Raw genomic sequence first — 16,695 nt, forward strand, 5'->3', positions numbered from 1 at the left:
TGGCCGAACGCCGGCGCATGACTCGTCAGGCGAGCGGCCCCTCCTTGTCTTTCCGGCCAACCGAGACCGAAATGGCGCTGCCGACGATGAGTGCAATTCCCACGAGGGACAGGGGCTGGAGCAGTTCGCCCCAGATGACGTAACCGAATAGCGCCGCCCAGACGATGCTCGTGTAGTTATACGGTGCGAGTTTCCCGACGTCCGCCTGGCGGAAAGCGACCGTCATCAAGATCTGACCTGCGGTCGCGAAAGCGCCAAGGAGTGCCATGATCAAGAGCGCCTCCACAGATGGGGTGCGCCAGTTGAACACGACAGTAAGACCGGTAACGACCGTCCCTACAAGGGTGAAAAACAGAACCGTCGTCACCGAGTCGTCGGTAGATCGTATGCGTTTGATCTGGACGATGGATAGCGCGCCGAAGAAAGCACTGAGGAGAAGGAACATCGGACCGAGCCAGCTTGACTGACCGCCACCCGGGCGCACCACGAGCAGCACACCGCAGAATCCGACGAGCGCCGCGGCGACGCCACTTCCCGTCAATCGCTCTCGCAAAATCAAAGGGGCGAGCAGGATGACGATTAGCGTTTCCGAATACGCGAGTGCAACCGCTTCTCCCAATGGGACGTACGGTAAGCCGGCAAAGAAGAGTCCCGATGCGCCGAGGAGCGTCAGCGCACGCGCAGTCTGTCCTTTGATGTCGATGTTGGCCAGGCGCTCCGCTAACGAACGGCGCCCCCGGCAGCACATCGCCACAGCGGGCACCAGACCGAAGAGCATTCGGAAAAACGTGACTTCATTGGCGGGATATTGCAGCGCGACCGTCTTCGCCAGTGCATCCACCACGGCAAAGCAAAACATCGAAGCCAGTATGGTGGCCACGCTGTTGAGCGCAAGCGATGTAGTTCGTGTTGCGCTGGAGGATGGCATGGCGATGCGCAAATGTAAGGAGTATTGGCATCATCGCATATGGCCTGCGCCGAAATGGCGAAAGTGGCCGCGCGGAGTGCACTCCATCGAGTGCGATGATCGTCGCGGGCATGCGCATCATGCGAAAAGAATATTGCGGACCGGAGCGGGCGCCCAACCAGCACTTAACGATTAAAGGCCCGCGCCCCGTCCTGGACAGCAATCAAACCATATTTACTTATATCAAACAACTTTTGACGGGGTAATTTCCTCCTGATATGGTCACGACAATTCAAAAGAGCAGTCCGGCAGTTGAAATCGGCAGCAAGATCCGCGTTCTGCGGCAGCGGCTCAAGCGCACGCTGGATGACACGGCAACGGCAGCGGGTATCTCGAAGCCGTTTTTGTCGCAGGTAGAGCGTGGCCTGGCGTCACCGTCCATCACGTCGCTGGCCGGTATCGCCCACGCACTCGGCGTCACCGTGCAGTAGTTCGTCGACTCACCCAGCGAAGAACGCTGTGTGAGCCGCAGTGATCAGTTGAAGTTCTTCGGTTTTGCGGATTCGGCCAATCTGTTTGCGCGGCTGACCAACGTGACCGGGGCCGTCAGCTCGAGCGATCCTCGTCAGGATGCCACCCGGGCAGAAGCGCTCCGAAGTCACCACCCATGCCGGGGAAGAGTTTATGCATGTGATCGACGGCGAAGTGTCGTTGACGCTGGAAGGTAAGACGTTCGTGCTGCACGCCGGAGACAGCGCGCATTACGAATCGACGGTGCCGCACAGCTGGTTGAACACCGCAAAAGTCGAGTCGGCGGTCGTCCGGGTGGGCACACCAAGGCTGTTCTAAGAAGCAGGCGCCTTTTCCGGTTGCTCCGGGCGGGGAATGCCTGCATTACTGAATGTAAGGATTCCTACATGTCGGACAAGCAACAAGGGCCGCCCCGGCCCGGGCAACGCAGCTAAACGGGCGCTGTGGCGCCAGCGCGTTTCCTTTTCGACCTTTCCTGCGATCTCAACCGATGAAAATCCCGTTCGTCCATGCCGCGGCGCTGTCCGCGCTCGTCCTTGCATTTTCCCCGACCGCCTTCGCCGTCACGGTGCCGCCCGGCGTCAGCCTCGCCGCCACCCAGGAAATCACCCGCCAGGTGCCCGCCGAAACCGAATCGCTCGATCCCGCGCACATCGAATCGTGGACCGGCGACACCATCGCGCTCGACCTGTTCGAGGGCCTGACGCGCATCGACGCGGCCGGCGCGATCGTGCCGGGCGTCGCGCAGTCGTGGACGCGCACCGCGCCGGATACGTGGGTCTTCAGGCTGCGCCACGACGCGCGCTGGAGCAACGGCCAGCCGGTCACGGCCGCGGACTTCATCTACTCGTGGCAGCGTGTTATCGATCCGAAAACCGGTTCGAAGTACACCATCCTGGTTGAATTCGTGAAGAACGCGAAGTCGATTCTCGCCGGCAAGGCGCCGCTCACGAGCCTTGGCGTGCGCGCAATCGATCCTTACACGCTGGAAGTCAAGACTGAGACGCCCGCCGCCTTCTTCCCGCAACTGTTGGCCATGCCGAGCATGGCGCCGGTCAATCGCGAGGTGGTCGCGAAGTTCGGCGCCGACTGGACCCGCCCGGGCAATCTCGTGGGCAACGGGCCCTACGTGCTGGCCGACTGGCAGCCGGGCAACCGTATCGTGGGCACGAAAAACAAGGCCTACTGGAACGCCGCCAACGTGGTGATCACGAAAGTGACCTACCTGCCGATCGAAAACGACGAAACGGCGATGCGCATGTACCAGGCCGGCCAGTTCGACTACACGTATCAGATCCCGTCCGGCATCTATACGCAGTTGAGCAAGCAGTTCGGTTCCGAGCTGAAAACCGGCCTGCAGATCGCCACCTACTACTACAGCCTGAACAACGACGACCCGGCCTTCAAGGACAAGCGCGTGCGCCAGGCCCTTTCGATGGTGCTCGACCGCGACCTGCTGACCCAGCGCCTGACCGCGAACGGCGAAGTGCCGATGTACGGCCTGATTGCCAAGGGCACCGAGGGCGCGGCCGTCTTCAAGCCGGACTGGGCCGGCTGGCCGATGCCCAAGCGCGTGGAGTACGCGCGCAACCTGCTGAAAGAAGCGGGCTACTCGGATGCGAAGCCGCTGACCTTCACGCTCACCTACAACACCAACGACCTGCACAAGAAGGTCGCGCTGTTCACGGCCTCGGAATGGCGCACCAAGCTCGGCGTGAACACCAGGCTCGAAAACGTCGAATACAAGGTGCTCCTCAAGCAGCGCCACGACGGCAAGGTGCAGGCTTCGCGCGACGGCTGGTTCGTCGACTACAACGACGCGATGTCGTATTTCGACCTGATCCGCTGCAACAGCCTGCAGAACGATCAGCACAACTGCAATCCGCAAGCCGACAAGCTGGTCGAGCAGGCGAACCAGCAGCTCGACGATGCCAAGCGCACCGCGATGCTCACGCAGGCGCACGACATGATCATGAACGACTACCCGATGGTGCCGCTGTTCCAGTACTCGGCTGACCGGCTCGTCAAGCCGTATGTGGGTGGCTACACGTCGACCAACTACGTCGACCAGCGCGCCACCCAAGACATGTATCTGATCAAGCACTAAGCGCGGGACCACCGTCATGCTGGCCTATACGCTACGCCGCACGCTCTGGGCGATCCCGACGATTCTCGCCGTGATCACCGCGTGCTATCTGCTGCTGCACCTCACCCCGGGCGGACCGTTCGACACCGAGAAGCATCTGTCGGCGGCCGTGATGGCAAACCTCAATGCCAAATACCACCTCGACGAGCCGTTGTGGCAGCAGTACCTGCACTACCTCGGTTCGCTGCTGCATGGCGACCTCGGGCCGTCGTTCCGCTACGCCGACTGGACCGTCAACGATCTGGTGTGGAAAGCGCTGCCGGTGAGCCTCGGCGTGGGCGGCGTGTCGGTGCCGATCGCGCTCGTGATCGGCGTCGCGCTCGGCACGGTGGCCGCCGTGCGGCGCGATCGCTTCGTCGATCACTTCGTGATGGTGCTCGGCAATATCGGCAATGTGGTGCCGCCGTTCGTGCTGGGACCGGTGCTGGTGTGGATTTTCGCGATCCTGCTGAAAACTTCCGAGGGGCGCGGCTGGCTGCCGGCCGGCGGCTGGGGCGAAGGCGAGTGGCGCTACCGCGTGCTGCCGATCGTCCTCCTCGTCATCATCAACGTCGCCGCGATTGCCCGTGTGATGCGCGGCAGCATGATCGAAGTGCTGTCGGGCAACTTCATCCGCACGGCGCGCGCCAAGGGCTTGCCGGGCCGCACGATTGTCTTGCGCCACGCCATGAAGCCCGCGCTGATGCCGGTGGTTTCGCTGCTCGGCTCGATCTGCATTTCGTCGATTACCGCCGCCGTCGTCACCGAGTCGGTGTTCGCGCTGCCGGGCCTCGGCCAACTGGTCGTCAACGGTGCGATCAATCGCGACTACACCCTCGTGCTCGGCCTCGTCGTGCTGACGACCGCCGTCGCCGTGCTGTTCAACCTGCTGGTCGACCTCGCGTATGCGTGGCTCGATCCGCGCATCCGGTACTGATCCATGCCCCGCTCTCTTCAATCGACTGCCGCGGCGCTCGATCCGCTCGCGGCCATTGCGCAGGCGCCGCGTTCACGCGGCCCGCTCGCCACGGCAGCGTGGCGCTTCGTGCGCAACCGCGCCGCCTTCACCGGCCTGCTCGTGCTGCTGCTGATCGTGCTCGCCTGCGTCGTCGGCCCTTGGCTGCTGCCGAACAATCTGATCGACAGCGACTGGAGCGCGATCAGCCTCGCGCCCACGCTGCAGGGCATGCACCTGTTCGGCACCGACGAACTTGGCCGCGACCTGCTCGCGCGCACGCTGCAAGGCGGGCGCGTGTCGCTCGAGGTCGGCCTGCTCGGCACGCTCGTGTCGGGGCTGATCGGCGTTGCCTACGGCGCGACCGCGGGCTATCTGGGCGGCCGCGTCGACGCAGTGATGATGCGGATCGTCGACATGATGTACGCGATCCCCTACATGCTGATCGCGATCCTGATGATGACGATGTTCGGCCGCGCGTTCTACCTGGTCGTGCTGACCATCAGCGCGTTCTCGTGGCTCGACATGGCGCGCGTGGTGCGCGGCCAGACGCTGTCGCTGCGCTCGCGCGAGTTCATCGACGCCGCCCGCTCGATCGGCGTAAGCTCGGGTTCGATCATTGCGCGCCACGTCGTGCCGAATCTGATCGGCGTGGTGGTGGTGTACGCCAGCATCACGGTGCCGAACATCGTGCTGACCGAATCGGTGCTGTCGTTCCTCGGCCTCGGCGTGCAGGAACCCATGACGAGCTGGGGCGTGCTGATTCAGGACGGCGCGCAGAAGCTCGAATCGATGCCCTGGCTGCTGCTGTGCCCTGCCTTGATGCTGTGCGTCACGCTGTATTGCGTGAATTTCGTCGGCGACGGTTTGCGCGACGCATTCGACCCGAAGGACCGCTGACATGCCGCTACTCGAAGTCAAAGACCTGAGCGTGCGCTTTACGCGCCGCGAAGGCGCCCCCGTCGACGCGGTGCAAGGCGTGTCGTTTGCTCTGGAAGCGGGCCGCACGCTTGGCATTGTCGGCGAGTCGGGCTCGGGCAAGAGCCAGACCGTGATGGCGCTCTTGGGCCTGCTGGCCGGCAACGGCAGCGTATCGGGCAGTGCGATGTATCGTGGCGAAAACCTGCTGACCATGAATCAGAAGGAGCTGAACCAGATTCGCGGCGACCGCATCGGCATGATCTTTCAGGACCCGATGACCTCGCTCAACCCGTTCCTGACAATCGAACGGCAAATGACCGAGACGCTGCAACTGCACCGCAAGATGTCGCGCCGCGAGGCGCGCCGCCGCGCAATCGAAACCCTGGAATCGGTGCGCATTCCGGATGCCGCGCGCCGCATCAATATGTATCCGCACGAGTTTTCCGGCGGCATGCGGCAACGCGTGATGATCGCGATGGCGCTGCTCTCTGAGCCCGAAATTCTGATCGCCGACGAACCCACCACCGCGCTCGACGTCACCGTGCAGGCGCAAATTATTGAGTTGCTGCGCGAGCTAAACAGCGAACGCGGCACCGCGATCATTCTGATCACGCACGACATGGGCGTAGTCGCCGGCCTGTGCGACGACGTGATGGTGATGTACGCCGGACAGACTGTCGAGCAGGCCAGTGCGGGCGCGCTGTTCGCCGCGCCGACGCATCCGTACACGCTCGGCCTGCTGAACGCCCTGCCGCGCCTGACCGACGACCACGACCTGCCGTTGCAAACCATTCCAGGCAATCCGCCCCTGCCTGGCGAAGTCGGCGCGGGCTGCGCCTTTGCGCCTCGCTGCGCGTATTGCAGCGACAAGTGCCGTGAATCGCGCCCGGCGCTCGCCGCCACGGAGAACAGCGCGGGTGCCCGGCGCGCGTGCCATCGTCCGGCGACTGAAATCCTGGAGGTACAACACGCATGAATACCACTCCACATTCCGGCCAGGACGCGGCTACGCTGCTGCGCGTCGACAATCTCAAAGTGCAATTCGGCGTGTCGCGCGGCGGCTTTCCGTGGTCCGGCAAAGCCACGCTGCGTGCCGTGGACGGCGTGTCGTTCAACGTTCGGCGCGGCGAGACCGTCGGGCTCGTCGGCGAATCGGGTTGTGGCAAGTCCACGCTGGCGCGCGCCATTATCGGACTGGCTCCGGTGGCGGACGGCAGCGTGCGCTGGCTCGGCAACGAAACCATGCTGCCGGGCGGGCGCCGCGACACCTCGCATTTGCGCCGCGACGTGCAGATGATTTTCCAGGACCCGCTCGCCTCGCTCGACCCGCGCATGACGATCGAACAGATCGTCGCCGAACCGTTGACGACGCACGGCCAGGATATCGCGCGCGCCGACGTGCAGCGGCGCGTGTTGACCATGCTCGAACGCGTCGGCCTCAACGCGCAGCATCTGCGCCGCTATCCGCACGAGTTTTCCGGCGGCCAATGTCAGCGCGTCGGCATTGCGCGCGCGCTGATCGGCGAGCCGCAACTGGTGATCTGCGACGAACCGGTCTCGGCGCTCGACGTGTCGATCCAGGCGCAGATCGTCAACCTGCTGCGCGATCTGCAGCGCGAACTGTCGCTCTCCTTGCTATTCGTCGCGCACGATCTGGCCGTGGTCAAAGCGATCAGCCACCGCGTGCTGGTGATGTATCTGGGGCGCGTAATGGAGTTCGGCGACAAGCGCGACGTGTATGGCACGCCGCGCCACCCGTACACGCGTGCGCTGCTTTCCGCGGTGCCGGTGCCCGACCCGGTGGTGGAGCGCGCGCGTCGTCATCTGCTGTTGCGCGGCGAGATTGCCTCGCCGCTCAATCCGCCCTCCGGCTGCGCGTTTCGCACGCGCTGCCCGGATGCGATCGAAGCCTGCGCGCGGGATATTCCGCAGGCCGTCTCGCACGGTGCGAACGCAACCCGCGTCGCCTGCATACGTGTGGGGGATGCTTCGCTGGAAGCGTCGATGAGCGGGCGTTAAACGCGAGGTTCGCTGCGAAAAACGCGGACCGCCTGCTGGGCAACAATCGCGCTGATCGACGATTCCGGGCTGCCATCGAGCGACCGCTCCTGGCCGTCTCGGGAATTCTGCCTCGCGGTCGGCGGTGAGCCAACCGCTGCGGACTTTTGGGTCCCGCGTACGAGTATCGCTTGCGCGTCTCAAAGCGGCACTTGCGTTGCGGTTCGCAAGTCCCGCTAAGATACGCTCTTTCCACAAGATATATCTGCTCATGACCACGTTAGCCGATCGCCCCAACACCGCACTTATCGTTATCGATCTTCAAAACGCAGTCATCGCGAACGCATATCGACGTAACGAAGTGCTCGGCGCAGTCAATTCGCTCATTGATCGGGCTCGTGCTGCACAGGTGCCGGTTGTCTGGGTCCGCCACGCCGACGAAGAACTCAAGGCGGGCAGCGAAGCGTGGCAGATCGTTGCTGAGCTTGCCCCGGTGCAAGGGGAAGCAATTGTCGAAAAGAGTTATCGCGACGCGTTTGAAAGCACCGATCTGGAGCAGGTGCTGTCGAGGCTCGGGGTTGGCAAACTAATTGTGACCGGCGCGCAGACTGACATGTGTATTCGATCGACACTGCATGGAGCACTCGCGCGCGGCTATGATGCAACACTGGTCAGCGATGCCCATACGACAGAGGATATGACGCGAAGAGGTGCGCCGCCACCGGAAGCCGTGATAAACCATACCAATCTGTACTGGAGCAATCAAAGAGCGCCGGGCCGCTTCGGCGGAGTAATCGAGAGTGGAGACGTTGATTTCACGCGCTCTGGTTGACAGCTTGTGGCCGAACCGCGACGATTTCTTTCCTGCCAGTCTCGCCAATTCGCGTCGTGGTCCACGTGTCCGGCAAAGCAACGCTTCACCTGGAGGCCGCCACAATGCGGTCTTCGTCGTTCAATGCTGGACGCAAGCCCAGGCTACTTTCCGCTCGACCTACACGACTCCCGATCGCTAAAGTCAACACTTGCCCTTAGTCCGAACGGCGCCACGATTCCGTTGCGCAAGGCCATCAGACATCGGACCACGTGTGGCGGATCGGCGAACACGGCGCGCGCGGCTTGTTCGGCGTCCACGTAGGTTCGATCTGCCTGGCCGGAATAACCATCGGCGAAATCAATGTGTGTCAATCCAGACGCACGAATTGCCGCCGCCGGCGTGGGAATCAGCAAGACTTTGTTTGTCATGAGTACCCCTGTTGATATTTCCAGTGTCATGGGGGCAGGCGAAAAGCGGACCGACACAAACCTGCACAACGGCCGGCAAAGTTCCCTGCGCGCCACACCGTTCACATGTAATTGCGATGTCCCAGCGACTCCAGCACACGCTCCACCACCTTATGCGGCAACCCACCTTGATCGTGCAGGCGCCGATGCACCTGCTCCGGATTCATGCCTTGCTGCAAGTACATTCTGGCATCCTGACGGATAGCGATCATGTCGTATTCGCGGATAAGATCCCGATCGCGGTAGACCGAAACCGTGTCACCAAGCACCAGCGACGAGGAACCGGCGGTCGACAGCGAAGGCGTCGCCTGGATCGACGGACTGCTCCCGGGGCTCAGCGAGGCCTTCCTCCCTTCCAGCCATTCGTGGAAGCCGATCTCCGAGCCGGGGCATTTGTCGTTATCGTCCTGAATCGGCACGATGGGCACCCCACACATATCGGCACACGTCAGAATCATGCCGCGCAGGCAGTGCGCGGCATCGTCATTCACGAAGGACTGCCATAGCATGTTCTTGCTGGTGACCTTGATGAAGATGCCGGCGATCTTCACCCGCTCCTTGCCGGCAAAGCCCAGCACCACGACCTCGTTGTGCCCGGTCGGCGAACTGAGTGCCAGGATTTGCGACGGCGACTTCAGCGGCTGCTGATACAGGCCAAGCAGCGACTCCAGGAAGGCGTCCACCTGTACCAGCCGGTGCAAAGGCGTGGGCTGCATGGCCAGCACAGCGGCACGCGCCTGGGAGTTGGAAATCGCCAGATCACTCGGACTGGCGATACAGATATTGGTGCTCGGTGCCTGGAGGATGAAACCGAAGCTGAAGTTGCCATATAGCTTCTTGCGGTTTTCGCAGATCAGCGAGCAACTGAGCATCTCGGCTTCGATCGTGCTGGGGGTGGTCAGGTAAAGCTCGGCCGATTTCAGCGTTAGCGTGCCGTCGCTGCCCTTCTCGATGAAACGCCCCAGCTTTTTCACCGTGTACTCGTGCATTTTGAGCGTGTCCCTGGTCGGCGCAATCAACCCGGTGCTCGGACGCATGGCATGGACGAGATAGCAGAACTTGTTATCGTTGTGCTTCAGTGGTTCAGTAAAGGCCACCTTCGGCTGCCATGACTGCCGTTCGAGATTGCACTGCGCCAGCGCCAGTGCATCCAGCGTGGCGCGGCCCGTGACCAGCTCGAGCAACTGCTGGCGTACCACCGTTTCTGCCATGGTGCGCAGCTGTCCGACCCACCCGATCATCTGCGTCTGGTCATTGGGCGGCACGAACGAGCCCAGCGAGATCCATTCGACCACACGCACCAGCAGCCAGGCGCGCGCCGCCTGCACCCAGCTGCCCTGCCAGAAGTACGCGAGGTTATCGGCGCTTTTGATCAAGGCGACGATCTGCAACTGTTCCTGCTGCGGCAGATCGCGCAATTTAGTTTCGATTTTCAGGCGACCGACGGGGGAAATGGCGCCAATGATGGTCAAGGCGTTGATCAGGTCCTGGTGCATGATTTGCACTCGCTAGAAAGTCGGGCCGCGTATGCCCGGTGAAGGAAACACACAGCAAAACAAACCACGCGCGCCACCCACCGTACGTCATGGCGTCCAGTCCAACTCGACCATGCATTCTCCCACGCTCGGGCCGACGTCGCAGCCTCGGAAGCGCACATCATGCAACAGGCATAAGCCGGCCCGATCGAAGCCTGGCCAAAGCCCGTTATCAGGTTTGAGGATGACACGCAGACGATACTTCATCTGCATGGCTAACCATGCGTGACGACATAAAGTACTATTTCCACAGCAGCGGAGCGTCGTTTTGCCAATGGATGATTCTCCGCGTTCGACGTTCTCGCGTCGTGAACAGGAACCGCGTGTCGAAAGACAGGAGGATTGTGAATGGAGTCGATTCCGGCAATCGCGCCGGCCCAAACCGCACTTCTCGTCATGCACTATCAGACCGACATTCTCGGGCTCTTTCCATCGGTCGCGCCGGTCTTGCTTGCCAATACGCGCAAGCTCTGCGACGCGGCGCGGACTAAAGGCGTCAGCGTTTATTTCGCCAACCTCCGCTTCAGTCCGGGTTATCCGGAAGTCAGCCCATTGAACAAGAACGGGCAGGGAATCAAGCAACTCGGTCTCTTCGTCGACGACCAGACCTCGCCGGAGCTGGGCCAGCGGGCTGGCGAACCGGTCATCGCTGCCCACCGGGCCAGTGTGTTCTTCGGCACCGATTTGCAGGCGCGACTGCTCGCACAAGGTATCGACTCGCTGATCATGGTCGGCATTGCATCGACCGGTGTTGTGCTGTCGTCGGTCGCGTATGCAAGCGACGCGGACTTCCGCCTGTACACGGTCAAGGACTGCTGCTACGACCCAGATCCGGTGGTACACGAACACCTGTTCTCCACCGCATTCGATTCGCGCACCACGGTACTCTCGCTCGCGGACGCATTGCTGCTGCTCGCCTAGACGATCCCCGCCCTCTCTCCCCCAAACTCCGCGAAGCAATCAAAAAGCCCCTCTCGATTCGGGAGAGGGGCTTTCGTGTAACGTGTGATGCGTTAGTGCGACGTGCTGCGAGACCGCACAAGACAGCCCGTCAACGCAGTGTCTTACTGACCGAAGTAAACCGGCTTCAAACCGGTAATGGCCGCCGCTGGCGCGCCGGACGCTGACGATCCGCTGACCATCCCGCCGTAACTGCTCCCGCCGTTCTGCGCGGCCACGCGTGCTTCGGCAGCCTGGATATCCGCTGGATAGCTTGCATTGTCGCCGTCACCGACGTGGTAGCCAGCCTGTTCGAGCTGGACGAGTTCGGCGCGAACCTGTTCCGTCGTCACGGGGCCGTTCGACTGTGCGAACGAGAGAACCGGAGCAGCCGCGATAGTAAGGATAACGACAGTTTGAGCAAGGCATTTCATGATGAGCTACCTCCAACGATTGCCACGTACGGTTCGATAAGACTTCTTGCATGCAACCGGCGTCAACGACCCATCGATGCAGTGAAGCAGGGTGCGTTCAAGCGAGCTGGCCGCACATCCGACTGACCTCGGCGCCAGGGGAACCGCCCAGTCACGCGAGCGCGAGCGGTGCCAGGACTGGCCGTTTCACTTCGCTGATTCCCTCCCGTCACGAACGAGATCCTGCTCAAAGCGAACCTCCTTGCCTTGAGCACGACTGGGTTGAACATATGCAAACGATCCGCGCTTGGGGGCTACGACGGCGTAGCGTCGCGCAGGCTCGCATCGCCATGCGCTTGCCCGTCGCACGGTTTCGGCAGAGGCACCGGCGGCAGAGCGTTCGGTGTTGGACAGTTACGACTGTATGCGCCGACCCCACGGGCATGAACCAGGCGACCGTCCTATAAGAGGCTAGGGGATTGCCTTATTCAGCGGGCAGGCTCAGCCCTATCGGCTCTCGATCCACTGAATTGCGAACCGCGTCAGCTCCTTGCCGCTGCGGATGCTCAGCTTTTCCTTGATATTGGCCTGGTGCGCTTCGATGGTCTTCACGCTCCGGTTCAGCTTCCCTGCGATATCGCGGGTGCTGAAGCCGAGTCCGATCAGGTGCAGAACTTCGAATTCCCTTTCTGAAAGGTTCGCAATTTGGCCCTCGGCCTTTTTATGTGGGACGGCAAGCGCCCGCGCCAGCTTCTCATGCATGGCGGCGCTCATGTAGATATTGCCCGCCAGCACTTCGCGGATGGCGCTCACGACATGCTCCGTGGCCTCGAGTTTCATCAGGTACCCGTTTGCCCCGGAGCGCAGTGCGCGTTCGGCAAACAAGCTTTCGTCATGCATGCTGAGGACAAGGATCGCGAGATCGGGATAGCGGTGCCGCAGCGTCTTGACCAGCTCGAGGCCGGAGTCGGTCTGCAGACTGATATCCACAATGGCCATGTCGGGCAGGCACGCCATCGCCGCGAGCGCTTCGTCGGCGCTGCCCGCTGCACAGCAGACGTGCAGATCCTCTTGCAGATTGAGCAGGAGCGTCATCCCGTCCCGGATGATGGGGTGGTCATCCACGATCAGGATTTGAGTCGCACGGCCTGGGCTAGTGTATTTCCTGTGCATGGCCAGTGCCCTCCGGTAGCGGATAGCTAATGGCGACCGTGGTGCCGCCCAGGCCGTTGCGGGTCACGGTGCAGGAGCCGCCAAGAAGACTCGCCCGATGGCGCAGGTTGTGCAGTCCAAGACCCGACGCTCGCTCCATTTCCTCCGGGCCGATGCCGACCCCGTCGTCACTGATCGAGAGCGTCTGCAGACCGCCCGCCCGCTCGAGGTCGATCCAGATGCGGTGGCCATGACAATATTTCAGCGCGTTGTTGACGGCTTCCTGTGCGGCTCGGTACAGGTTGATCTGCAGCAGCGGGTCCAGCAAGTCCACATCCGGCGCGATCCGCAGCTTGCAATCCACGCCGTTGAGCGCGCGAGCCGTCTCCGCCAGCGCTTGCAGTGCCTCCGCAAGTCCGCCATATTCCATCGCGACCGGATCGAGGCCATGGGCAATCCTGCGGGTCATCAAGGACGCCTGTTTGACCAGGCCGACGACGATAGCGGCGTCGGCGGCGGCCGGGTGGCCCTGGGTCTGCAGTTTCTGATTCAAGGCCGCGCAATACAGTCCCAGGCTGGTCAGGTGTTGCCCAAGTCCGTCGTGCAGTTCCTGGCCGATGAGTCTCTGCTGCTGATCGCCGATCCGGATCAATTCCCCTTCCAGCAAACGGCGTCGCTCCATCTCCTCTGTTAGCTCGTTGTTTGCCTTCTCCAGGTCTTCGGTGCGCTCCTCGACGCGTCGCTCGAGTTCGATGTGGGTCGCCTGCAGCAGGTCATGGGCGCCCCGTTCCTGAGCGCGTGCCGCCGCCAGCAACAGTCCCGTCACCGCCACGACGTTCGCAAACGCGCACCACCTCACGAGGCTGTCCACAGCAGATTCGGCAGCAAACGGCCCCGTGCCGTGCGTCGTGCCCCAGATGGCCACGACCGAGACCATCAGCGTCACGATGCTGGCGCCCAGGCGATCGAAGCGCAGCGCCGCCCAGATAACGAATGGAAAGATCGCGAGCGCTGCAGGGTAGTAGCCGTGCCCGGCAAGTTGCGGGGCACCGAAGATGAGGTAGCTCACCCAAATGGTCGCAGCAATCAGTCCGCACGCTTCCATGATCCGCCGTGCGGATCGGACAGGGTTCGAATACGTGAGGAAGCTGCACAGGGCCGGCGCCACGACGAGGACCCCCATCATGTCGCCGAGCCACCATTTCAGAAAGGCTGCGGCGTACCCGGCGGCAGGCACGAGCCCCCCTCCCAGCAGGGCGGTCGTGCCGACCAGCGCACTGACTGCCGTACTCGTCACCGCAGCGAGGGCGATGAAGGCCAGCACATCGTTGATGCGCGCGAGGGTGATCTGGAATCGTGTCGCGCGGTTGAGCAATAGCGCCGCCGTCAACGGTCCGGCCATGGAGCCGATGCCTATCGCCGCGGCCACGGCTGCAGGCACGCCGCCCGACACGTTGGCGAGGAAGGACCCAACGGCAATCCCCGGGGCGACTTCGATGCCGAGTGCGAGCAGCGCGACGAGAGCGATGCCGCTGGAAGGCCATACGAGAGAGATTGCACCGCCCACTACCGCATACGAAAGGCCCAGCTTTGCACCGGCGAAATACGCCAAGGCAACCATTCCGGTGTACAGGAAGAGGCCGAATCTGGAAGTGTCCCGAATGGTAGCCATTTTCGCTTCCAATCCAGAAGCCGGAGTGCGAATACGCTACGCGCTCCCTTGGGGGTGAACGCGGAGGGAGCCGCCCGTCAGTCCGTGAGTCACTCGGCGCTTGTTCCCGACCTGACCTCATGATTGTGGTGGCACCCACCGCGTTAATCAAACACTACACAGCACTCCTTATGCGTGAAGTGCTTCACGTTACGTCCGCATTCCGACGACGGTCACCAACGCCGCAGCCATCGAACCGCTTACGGCCTCATGTCGTAGCGCCTTTCAACAACGTCAGGTTTTCCGCTCGTTGGTGCTGGTCAGATCGATTCGAATCCCGCCAAAAAAACGCCGGGCTAAAAAGCCCGGCGCGGAGTTCGCAGGAGAGGCAACAGGGCCCGGCACTCCCACGACGTGTAGGGCGCCATTGTCGATGCGCTTCGCCCTGCACGCCGTGATCAAAGTCAAAGACTGTGGCGCCCGCCTCGCGCGCCAGCGAACTGCGCTTGAACTCAGCCGTCGCGGAAGATGAAGCTGTACGCGCTCAACGCCGGCACGCCGCCCAGATGCGCGTACAGCACCTTCGACCCCGGCTCGAATTCGCCGCGGCGCACTTTGTCGATCATGCCGTGCATCGACTTGCCCTCGTACACGGGATCGGTCAGCACGCCTTCCAGGCGCGCGCACAGGCGAATCGCCTCCAGCGTGCCTTCGTTCGGCAACCCGTACTCCGGGCCGCCGTAACGCGTGTCGAGAATCACGTCCTTTTCGCCGATATCGCGGCTGAGATCGACGAGCCCGGCGGTATGACGCGCAATGCGCGTGATCTGCGCGTGGGTCTTCTCCGGCGTAGCCGAAGCGTCGATGCCGATCACGCGGTCCGCCCGGCCATCCGCCGCAAAGCCGACCACCATGCCCGCCTGCGTGCTGCCCGTCACCGAGCACACGACGATGTAGTCGAACTTGAAACCCAGTTGCGCCTCCTGCGCCCGCACTTCCTCGGCAAAGCCCACGAAGCCGAGGCCGCCGAGCGGATGCTCCGAACAGCCCGCCGGTATCGCATACGGTTTGCCGCCCGCCGCACGCACGCTCTCGAGCGCCTCCTCCCAACTCGGTCGAATGCCGATGTCGAAGCCGTCTGGCACGAGCCGCACGTCCGCGCCCATCATGCGCGACATCTGGATGTTGCCGACGCGGTCGTAGACGGCATCGGAGTAGTTGACCCAGTTCTCCTGGACCAGCACGCACTTCATGCCGAGATGCGCGGCGACGGCTGCAACCTGACGCGTCTGGTTCGACTGGATGCCGCCAATCGAGACCAGCGTGTCGCAACCTTGAGCGAGCGCGTCGGGAATCAGGTACTCGAGCTTGCGCGTCTTGTTGCCGCCGAACGCGAGTCCGCTGTTGCAGTCCTCGCGCTTCGCGTAGAGCTCGACCTTGCCGCCGAGATGCTGGCTCAGGCGCTTGAGCGGCTGGATGGGCGTGGGTCCGAACGTGAGTGGATAACGGGGGAAACGCTGGAGGTTCATCGAATATCTCCGGGAGGTCGGCTCATGCGGGGCGGGGTCAACGGTCGGTACGCGGCTGGTACGCGCAATCCGATGGAGAAATGTTAGGCGCGTTGTCGCGAAATGAGCTTGCTAAAAAAATATCAACGACCTACGTTTAGAGCGTTCATGTTGACTTCAGAACACTTTTACCTTGTAAAACGACTTAAGGACGCAATGAAATTAACCAGACGCTCTCCCGCTACGCCGCACGAGCCACCCGCATTGGATCGCATCGATCGCGCGATCCTCAGGCATTTGCAGCAGGACGCATCGATTTCCAACGTCAGCCTCGCGGCCAGGGTGAAGCTCAGTGCGCCCGCGTGCCTGCGGCGTGTGGAACGGCTCAAGGAGTTGGGGCTGATACGCGGAATCGTCGCGTTGCTCGATCCGAAAGCGCTCGGCGCGGGCATGCTGGTCGTGATCGGCTTCGTGCTCGACCGCTCGACGCCCGAAGCGTTCGCCGCATTCGAGAAAGCGGCCCAGAAGGTTTCAGGCTGCGTGGAGTGCCACGTCGTGACCGGCGAATTCGATTACTTCATGCTGGTGCGCACGCGCGACAACGAAAGCTTCAACCAGCTGCATGCGGAGCAGTTGTTGTATTTGCCGGGCGTGCGGCAGGTCCGCAGCTTCATGGTGCTCAAGGAGATTCTGTCGACGCATGCGTTGCCGCTGTGACGGTGCGCGCGCGAAGGCGATCCACTGAAAATGGATGCGTGATTTTCGATGCGGTGCGGGGA

Annotated in this window: 15 protein-coding genes and 1 pseudogene; 9 read left to right on the forward strand and 7 right to left on the reverse strand. The window is 62.5% G+C overall.

The annotated features are described in order from the left end of the window. Nucleotides 1-25: 25 nt before the first annotated feature. Nucleotides 26-928: a DMT family transporter gene (locus tag AB4Y44_RS05120; protein WP_342919799.1), complete on the reverse strand. Its 903-nt coding sequence runs from the start codon at nucleotides 926-928 to the stop codon at nucleotides 26-28. 257 nt (nucleotides 929-1,185) lie between these two features. On the opposite strand from AB4Y44_RS05120, the pseudogene AB4Y44_RS05125 reads away from it, so the two are divergent. The 7 genes and pseudogenes from AB4Y44_RS05125 (at nucleotide 1,186) to AB4Y44_RS05155 (ending at nucleotide 8,269) form a co-directional block, all read left to right on the forward strand. Then, a pseudogene (locus AB4Y44_RS05125) lies at nucleotides 1,186-1,756 on the forward strand (cupin domain-containing protein). 172 nt (nucleotides 1,757-1,928) lie between these two features. Then, nucleotides 1,929-3,545, forward strand: a complete 1,617-nt coding sequence (locus AB4Y44_RS05130) for a peptide ABC transporter substrate-binding protein (RefSeq protein WP_368698876.1) — start codon at nucleotides 1,929-1,931, stop codon at nucleotides 3,543-3,545. Between the two features lie 16 nt (nucleotides 3,546-3,561). Next, on the forward strand, nucleotides 3,562-4,500 hold the full coding sequence (locus AB4Y44_RS05135; protein ID WP_368698877.1) for an ABC transporter permease subunit: 939 nt from the start codon (nucleotides 3,562-3,564) through the stop codon (nucleotides 4,498-4,500). Between the two features lie 3 nt (nucleotides 4,501-4,503). Further along, nucleotides 4,504-5,418 carry an ABC transporter permease gene (locus tag AB4Y44_RS05140; protein ID WP_368698878.1) on the forward strand — a complete coding sequence of 305 codons (915 nt, stop codon included), beginning with the start codon at nucleotides 4,504-4,506 and terminating at the stop codon, nucleotides 5,416-5,418. A gap of 1 nt (nucleotide 5,419) precedes the next feature. Further along, nucleotides 5,420-6,415, forward strand: coding sequence for an ABC transporter ATP-binding protein (locus AB4Y44_RS05145; protein WP_368698879.1), 996 nt, complete (start codon nucleotides 5,420-5,422; stop codon nucleotides 6,413-6,415). Then, entirely contained in the window at nucleotides 6,412-7,458 is a 1,047-nt protein-coding gene (locus AB4Y44_RS05150) for an ABC transporter ATP-binding protein (protein WP_368698880.1), read from the forward strand. The genes AB4Y44_RS05145 and AB4Y44_RS05150 overlap by 4 nt, the downstream gene beginning before the upstream one ends. Nucleotides 7,459-7,708: 250 nt before the next feature. Then, nucleotides 7,709-8,269 carry a cysteine hydrolase family protein gene (locus AB4Y44_RS05155; protein ID WP_342919793.1) on the forward strand — a complete coding sequence of 187 codons (561 nt, stop codon included), beginning with the start codon at nucleotides 7,709-7,711 and terminating at the stop codon, nucleotides 8,267-8,269. A 143-nt stretch (nucleotides 8,270-8,412) separates the two neighbouring features. On the opposite strand, the gene AB4Y44_RS05160 is transcribed toward AB4Y44_RS05155, so the two are convergent. Next, a complete protein-coding gene (locus AB4Y44_RS05160) occupies nucleotides 8,413-8,679 on the reverse strand; it encodes a DUF2867 domain-containing protein (protein ID WP_342919792.1) in 267 nt (88 codons plus the stop codon). 101 nt (nucleotides 8,680-8,780) lie between these two features. Next, nucleotides 8,781-10,214, reverse strand: a complete 1,434-nt coding sequence (locus AB4Y44_RS05165) for a hypothetical protein (RefSeq protein ID WP_342919791.1) — start codon at nucleotides 10,212-10,214, stop codon at nucleotides 8,781-8,783. 387 nt (nucleotides 10,215-10,601) lie between these two features. Between AB4Y44_RS05165 and AB4Y44_RS05170 the strand changes: the two genes are divergently transcribed. Further along, nucleotides 10,602-11,174 carry an isochorismatase family cysteine hydrolase gene (locus AB4Y44_RS05170; RefSeq protein ID WP_342919790.1) on the forward strand — a complete coding sequence of 191 codons (573 nt, stop codon included), beginning with the start codon at nucleotides 10,602-10,604 and terminating at the stop codon, nucleotides 11,172-11,174. 143 nt (nucleotides 11,175-11,317) lie between these two features. Here AB4Y44_RS05170 and AB4Y44_RS05175 read toward each other — a convergent pair whose 3' ends face one another. The 4 genes from AB4Y44_RS05175 to AB4Y44_RS05190 form a co-directional block, all read right to left on the reverse strand. Next, nucleotides 11,318-11,626 (reverse strand): DUF4148 domain-containing protein, encoded by a 309-nt coding sequence (locus AB4Y44_RS05175; protein WP_342919789.1) that lies wholly within the window; start codon nucleotides 11,624-11,626, stop codon nucleotides 11,318-11,320. A 486-nt stretch (nucleotides 11,627-12,112) separates the two neighbouring features. Next, entirely contained in the window at nucleotides 12,113-12,778 is a 666-nt protein-coding gene (locus AB4Y44_RS05180) for a response regulator (protein ID WP_368698881.1), read from the reverse strand. After that, a complete protein-coding gene (locus AB4Y44_RS05185) occupies nucleotides 12,759-14,429 on the reverse strand; it encodes an MASE1 domain-containing protein (protein WP_368698882.1) in 1,671 nt (556 codons plus the stop codon). Before AB4Y44_RS05185 ends, AB4Y44_RS05180 begins: the two co-directional genes overlap by 20 nt. A 491-nt stretch (nucleotides 14,430-14,920) precedes the next feature. Next, nucleotides 14,921-15,937, reverse strand: a complete 1,017-nt coding sequence (locus AB4Y44_RS05190; protein ID WP_342919786.1) for a 1-aminocyclopropane-1-carboxylate deaminase — start codon at nucleotides 15,935-15,937, stop codon at nucleotides 14,921-14,923. Between the two features lie 195 nt (nucleotides 15,938-16,132). Between AB4Y44_RS05190 and AB4Y44_RS05195 the strand changes: the two genes are divergently transcribed. Then, entirely contained in the window at nucleotides 16,133-16,633 is a 501-nt protein-coding gene (locus AB4Y44_RS05195; protein WP_342919785.1) for an Lrp/AsnC family transcriptional regulator, read from the forward strand. The last annotated feature ends 62 nt before the right edge of the window (nucleotides 16,634-16,695 follow it).

Source organism: Paraburkholderia sp. BR10937 (assembly GCF_040965695.1).
Classification (GTDB): domain Bacteria; phylum Pseudomonadota; class Gammaproteobacteria; order Burkholderiales; family Burkholderiaceae; genus Paraburkholderia.